Source organism: Mesorhizobium sp. M7A.F.Ca.CA.001.08.2.1, from assembly GCF_003998455.1.
GTDB lineage: Bacteria > Pseudomonadota > Alphaproteobacteria > Rhizobiales > Rhizobiaceae > Mesorhizobium > Mesorhizobium ciceri.
This window is the reverse complement of record NZ_RZPW01000350.1, coordinates 1-6,218: the sequence shown is the minus strand read 5'-3', so window position 1 is coordinate 6,218 and position 6,218 is coordinate 1. Positions and strand designations below refer to the sequence as shown.

Annotated in this window: 6 protein-coding genes; 3 read left to right on the top strand and 3 right to left on the bottom strand. The window is 63.7% G+C overall.

All coding sequences use genetic code 11. The annotated features are described in order from the left end of the window. Both EN914_RS20250 and rnd read left to right on the top strand, forming a co-directional pair. A partial coding sequence (locus EN914_RS20250) for an MFS transporter (protein ID WP_127389220.1) occupies window positions 1-627 on the top strand: 627 nt, incomplete at its 5' end. A gap of 75 nt (window positions 628-702) precedes the next feature. After that, window positions 703-1,854, top strand: coding sequence for a ribonuclease D (rnd, locus tag EN914_RS20245; RefSeq protein WP_024504704.1), 1,152 nt, complete (start codon window positions 703-705; stop codon window positions 1,852-1,854). A 55-nt stretch (window positions 1,855-1,909) separates the two neighbouring features. Here rnd and EN914_RS20240 read toward each other — a convergent pair whose 3' ends face one another. From EN914_RS20240 to guaB, 3 genes are read right to left on the bottom strand one after another with little or no spacing between them, the layout of a single operon-like run. Beyond that, on the bottom strand, window positions 1,910-2,329 hold the full coding sequence (locus EN914_RS20240; RefSeq protein ID WP_013532284.1) for an MAPEG family protein: 420 nt from the start codon (window positions 2,327-2,329) through the stop codon (window positions 1,910-1,912). Between the two features lie 37 nt (window positions 2,330-2,366). Further along, complete coding sequence (locus EN914_RS20235; RefSeq protein ID WP_013532285.1) at window positions 2,367-2,990, bottom strand: hypothetical protein; 624 nt, start codon at window positions 2,988-2,990, stop codon at window positions 2,367-2,369. After that, a complete protein-coding gene (guaB, locus tag EN914_RS20230; protein ID WP_013532286.1) occupies window positions 2,941-4,443 on the bottom strand; it encodes an IMP dehydrogenase in 1,503 nt (500 codons plus the stop codon). Before guaB ends, EN914_RS20235 begins: the two co-directional genes overlap by 50 nt. A gap of 307 nt (window positions 4,444-4,750) precedes the next feature. Here guaB and EN914_RS20225 point away from each other — a divergent pair, with 307 nt between their 5' ends. Further along, window positions 4,751-6,169: a DHA2 family efflux MFS transporter permease subunit gene (locus EN914_RS20225; RefSeq protein ID WP_013532287.1), complete on the top strand. Its 1,419-nt coding sequence runs from the start codon at window positions 4,751-4,753 to the stop codon at window positions 6,167-6,169. The last annotated feature ends 49 nt before the right edge of the window (window positions 6,170-6,218 follow it).

The window sequence follows — 6,218 nt, the reverse complement described above, 5'->3', positions numbered from 1 at the left end:
TCCTCCGGCGGCGTCACCAACAGCGCCTTTCGCACCTTGTCGCCGGTTTATGCCGAGCAGATCGGCATGTCGGTCGCCGATGTCGTCACCTTCGTCAGCGTCGGCATCTTCGGCGGCGCCATCATCCAGTATCCGCTCGGCTACCTCTCCGACCGCTGGGACCGGCGCCGGGTGCTGCTGATGACGACGTGCTGCGCGATGTTTTCGGCGCTGGCGCTGGTGTTCATCGCCGGCAGCAATCCGGCGCTCAACTTCATCTTCATCTTCATCTTCGGCTGTTTCGCCATGCCGCTCTATTCGCTGTCGGCGGCGCATTCCAACGACCGCGCCGACACCGGCGAGTTCGTGCTGATCAACGCGGCGCTGATGCTGTTCTATTCCTTCGGCGCGATCGGCGGCCCGTTCGCCGCCTCGACGGCGATGCAATATTTCGGACCGGGCGCCCTGTTTGTATTCAGCGCGGTGGTCTATGCGATCTTCATCGCCGTCATCCTCTACCGCATGCAGGCCCGGTCCGGGGTGCCGGCGGGCAGGCGCGGCCGCTTCATTGCGCTCCTGCGCACTTCGACGGTTTTCGCGCGGCTGGCCAGGAGAAACGGCGATTCCGACGGTCCGGGAACCTCATGATGGCGGTGCCAAAGCTTGACGAAAGCCCCGGCGGCTGAAATCTAGGAAGACCTTACTCCTGCCAAAAGCGATTTGATGCACGTCATCACCACCCAGAAAGAACTCGAGACCGTTCTCGCCGCTTTCGAAAAGTCGGATTTCGTCACTGTCGACACCGAATTCATTCGAGAAACGACGTTTTGGCCGATCCTGTGCCTGATCCAGATGGCCGCTCCCGGCGTGACGGCACTGATCGATCCGCTGGCTCCCGATATCGACCTGAAGCCGTTCTTCAGGCTGATGGCCAACGAGGCGGTGGTCAAAGTCTTCCACGCCGCGCGGCAGGACATCGAAATCATCGTCCATCTCGGCGATCTGGTTCCGCATCCAGTGTTCGACACGCAAGTGGCGGCGATGGTCTGCGGCTTCGGCGACAGCGTTTCCTACGATCAGCTCGTGCAGCGCATCACCGGCGCCCGGCTCGACAAGTCGTCGCGCTTCACCGACTGGCGCCACCGGCCGCTTTCCGACAAGCAGCTCGACTATGCGCTGGCCGACGTCACCCATCTGATCGAGGTCTATCAGCACCTCAGCGCCGAACTGGCGCGGGAAAACCGCGCCCATTGGCTCAACGAGGAAATGGAGGTGCTGACCTCGCGCGAGACCTATGACCCGCATCCCGAGGACGCCTGGAAGCGTCTGAAGATGCGGCTGCGCAAGCCGCAGGAGTTGGCGATCGTGCAAGGCGTGGCGGCGTGGCGCGAGCGCGAGGCGCGCGAACGCGACGTGCCGCGCGGACGCGTACTCAAGGACGATGCGATCTACGAGGTGGCGCAGCAGGCGCCGCGCGACGCGGCAGCCCTTGGCAAGCTGCGCACGACGCCGAAGGGCTGGGAGCGCTCCTCGACCGCTACGGCATTGCTTGGAGCGGTCAACACCGCCCTTGCCTTGCCCAAGGAGCAGATGCCGAAGCTGCCGAAGAGTTTCCAGCCGCCCGAGGGTTCAAACGCCGCGGCGGAGCTGTTGAAGGTGCTGCTGCGGATCGTCGCCGAAAAGGAAGGCGTCGCCTCGAAAGTGCTGGCCTCCAGCGACGACATCGATCGCATCGCCGCCGAGGGCGAGGAAGCCGACGTACCGGCCCTGCAGGGCTGGCGGCGCGCGGTGTTCGGCGAGGCCGCGCTCAAGCTGGTGCGCGGCGAGATCGGCATCAAGTTCGACAAGCGCAAGATTGCGGTGTTCGACCTGTAGACGTCCCTCGCGGATTTTCCTTCTCCCCTTGCGGGAGAAGGAAAAGGTGCCCTGCTCAAACCATGCCGAGCAGGTGCAGCGCGAACCAGATCCATCCCAGCAGGAGAATCACCGCACTGACGAAGAACGAGCGGCTGCGCAGCAGCAGATTGTTGCTGGTCAGGTGAACCCAGGCGTGGAAATAGCGCGATGCGACGAAAATCCACATCAGCGCCAGGGTCAGATAGTTGACGCCGTTGGTCAGGTGCAGCGTCAGGCACAGCACATAGAACAGCACCGGCAGCTCGAACTGGTTGGTGAGATTGGCGGCAACGGTGACGCTGGAGGCCGGCTCGGTCGAACGCACCTTGAACTGAGCTGGCTTCGCCTCGCCTGACCTGATTGCGCCGTATCTGCGGCGACCCAGGATGCAGTAGACGATGTAGATCAGCAGCACATGCGCCAGAACAGGCCAGAAGATCGTGGTCTGGTTCACGAAGTTTCCCCTACCCGGCTGAGCTTTGCGCGCGGCATCAGGCCAGGCGTTTCTGGCCTGCCAGCCAGAAGGCGGCAATGACGATCACCGGGATGGCGAAAAGCGCGAATTTGGTGACGGTGAGCGCCGAAGCCAAAGACAGCGAGTCCGGATTCGCCGACAGGAAATCGGACAGAAGCCGCGCTACCGCGATGTTCTGGGCGTAGTCGGCAAGCGTGTAGGGCAGCACCAGGACCAGCGCGAAGATCGACTGCAGCTGCACCGGCTGCACGCGGAAAGCCTTCAATCGCCGGCCGGTGGCCAGGATCAGGCTGACCAGCGTCACAGACAGCAGCGCCGGGAACAACAGATCGAAGGTCAGATAGTGCCAGACGAGAATGATCTCGCCGCCGCGCCGGCCGAGTGCCGTCAGCCAGGCCATGCCTTCGTCCGGAGTGAAACCGAAAATACGCATGTCGAGTGATGGCAAGCCGCCGCTCAACTGGCGGAAGTAGAGGAATTCCATAGCCGTCATGGCGATGAAAACCACCGCCGACAGGAAACAGAGTGCGCCTGCGTGGCGCGGCAGCCGCAGGATCGTTGCCGTCAGGCTCCGCCCGAGCCCGTACTGGTCAGGCTCCGCCGGGATAGTTCGGGCTTTCGCGGGTAATCGTGACGTCATGGGCGTGGCTTTCACGAAGTCCGGCATTGGATATGCGCACAAAGGTGGCGCGCTCGCGGAAATCGGCAAGGTCGCGGCCACCAACATAACCCATAGCGGCTTTCAGCCCGCCCGCAAGCTGGTGCAGCACACCAGACACAGGTCCTTTGTAGGGAACCTGCCCTTCGATGCCTTCCGGGACCAGTTTCAGCGTGTCGCGCACCTCGGCCTGGAAGTAGCGATCGGCGGAGCCGCGGGCCATGGCGCCGACCGAGCCCATGCCGCGATAGGCCTTGAAGGAGCGGCCCTGATGCAGATAGACCTCGCCCGGGCTTTCGTCGGTTCCGGCCAGCAGCGAGCCGATCATGGCGGCACTGGCGCCTGCGGCGAGCGCCTTTGCCAGATCGCCGGAATATTTGATGCCGCCATCGGCGATCACCGAGACGCCGGATTTGTGCGCCGTCTCGACCGCCGACATGATGGCTGAGAGCTGCGGCACGCCGACGCCGGCAACGATGCGGGTGGTGCAGATGGAACCCGGGCCGATGCCGACCTTGACGGCGTCGGCGCCGGCGTCGATCAGCGCCTGCGTGCCCGCGGCGGTGGCGACGTTGCCAGCCAGGATGCGGACGGAGTTGGATAGTTTTTTCGCCCGCGTGACGGCGTCGAGCACGCGTTGCGAGTGGCCATGCGCGGTGTCGATCACCAGAAGGTCGACGCCGGCATCGATGAGGCGTTCGGCGCGCTCGAAACCGTCATCGCCGACGCTCGTGGCGGCGGCGGCGCGCAGGCGGCCCTGTGCGTCCTTGGTGGCGTGCGGGTTGAGCTGCGACTTCTCGATGTCCTTGACGGTGATCAGTCCGACGCAATTGCCCTGCCTGTCGACGACCACCAGCTTTTCGATCCTGTGCTGGTGCAGGAGGCGCTTGGCCTCGTCCTGGTCGACGTTCTCCTTGACCGTGATCAGGTTGTCACGGGTCATCAGTTCATGGACCTTCTGCGCCGGATCGGACGCAAAGCGCACGTCGCGATTGGTCAGGATGCCGATCAGCCGGCCGATCTTGTGGCCGCCGCTGCCGCCGTTCTCGACCACCGGAATGCCCGAGATCGAATAGCTGCGCATCAGGCCCAGCGCGTCGGCGAGCGTCGCGTCGGGGCCGATGGTGACGGGATTGACCACCATGCCGGATTCGAATTTCTTGACCTGCCGCACCTGCTCGGCCTGTTCGGCCGGCGAGAAATTGCGGTGGATGACGCCAATGCCGCCGGCCTGGGCCATGGCTATGGCAAGCCGCGCCTCGGTGACGGTGTCCATCGCCGCCGACAGGATCGGCACATTCAGGTCGATGTCGCCGGCGATGCGGGTGCGGACATCGGTTTCGCCGGGCATGACCTCGGAATGACCCGGCTGCAGCAGCACGTCGTCAAAGGTCAGCGCCAATGCGCCGGTGGACGTTTCGATGATTTTTGCCATGGCCAGTCCCTTGAACATAAAAACGGTGGGGGAATACAAAAAAGCGCTGGACCGGAATGGACAGCGCCGACTCGTTTCTTCCCTTTCAGGATTGGCGCTGGCTGGTACCACGTCCAAGCACCGATGAAAAGCGGATGATTTCACGCTCCCGGAAAGGTGACTTTCCGGCGAAGGGATGCCACCTGTGGTTGCCGGTCGCACAAAAGTGACAGCAAATTAATGCGACATCCCGGCGAAGGCATGGTAACCGCCCGCCTCAGGGCCGACATGCAACCGGCAACGCAACATTCAAGTCTGGACGCGTTCCTTGAACCGCACCATCCCGCTTATATTGGCGGTCGCCCTTTTCATGGAAAACATGGATTCGACTGTTATCGCGACATCGCTGCCGGCGATCGCCGTCGACATCCACACCAGCCCGATCGCGCTCAAGCTGGCCCTGACCGCCTATCTCGTCTCGCTGGCGATCTTCATTCCGATCAGCGGCTGGATGGCCGACCGTTTCGGCGCCAAGAATATCTTTCGCGCCGCGATCGCCGTCTTCATCGTCGGCTCGATCGCCTGCGCGCTCTCCGGTTCGCTGCCGGCTTTTGTGGTCTCGCGCTTCCTGCAAGGCATTGGCGGCGCCATGATGACACCGGTCGGGCGGCTGGTGCTGGTGCGCGCGACACCAAAAAGCGAACTCGTCGCGGCGATGTCCTGGCTAACCGTTCCGGCGTTGGTCGGACCGTTGGTCGGGCCGCCGGTCGGCGGCTTCATCACCACCTACTTCACCTGGCACTGGATCTTCCTGATCAATGTGCCGATCGGCCTGATCGGCATCTGGCTGGCGACGCGTTTCCTGCCGGAGACCGAATCGATGGAGACGCCGCCGCTCGACTTCCTCGGCTTCGTGCTAAGCGGGCTGGCGGCATCCGGCGTGGTTTTCGGCCTGTCGGTGGTGAGCCTGCCCTATTTGCCGCCGGCCACCGGCCTTATCACCGTAGCGGTCGGCCTGCTGTCGGGCGCGCTCTATCTGCTGCACGCGCGGCGCGCCAAAAATCCCTTGCTGGCGCTCGAATTGTTCCGCAACCAGGTGTTCCGCTCCTCGGTGCTTGGCGGCGGACTGTTCCGCATCGGCATTGGTGCCGTGCCGTTCCTGCTGCCGCTGATGTTCCAGATCGGTTTTGGGCTGACGCCGTTCCAGTCCGGCATGATCACCTTCGTCTCGGCGATCGGCGCCATCGGGATGAAGTTTGTCACCGCGCTGATCTTCCGCGTCGCCGGCTTCCGCCGCGTCCTGGTTGTCGGTTCTCTGGTCGCCGCCGCCTCGATCGCCATCAACGGCCTGTTCACACCCGACACACCCTATCTCTTGATGCTGGCCATGCTGCTCGTCGGCGGCTTCATCCGCTCGATGTTCTTCACCGGCGTCAATGCGCTCGCCTATGCCGAGGTTTCGGCTGAAGACACCAGCAAGGCGACACCGATCACGGCGGTGTTCCAGCAGTTGTCGGTCGCGCTCGGCGTGGCGCTGGCCGGCGGAATCCTGGAAGTGTCCACAAGCCTGCACGACCGGTCACTGACGCTGGCGGATTTCCACACCGCGTTTTTCGTCGTCGCGGCGATTTCGGCCGCCGCGTCGCTGTCGTTCATGCGGCTGGCGCCCGATGCCGGCAACGCCATCTCCGGCCACGGCCGCCTGACCACACCCAAGACGCTGGAAACGAGCACGGCGGGGAAGTAGTTCCCTCTTGCCTTCTCCCCTGTGGGCTAGCGTGCGCACACATTTGCTT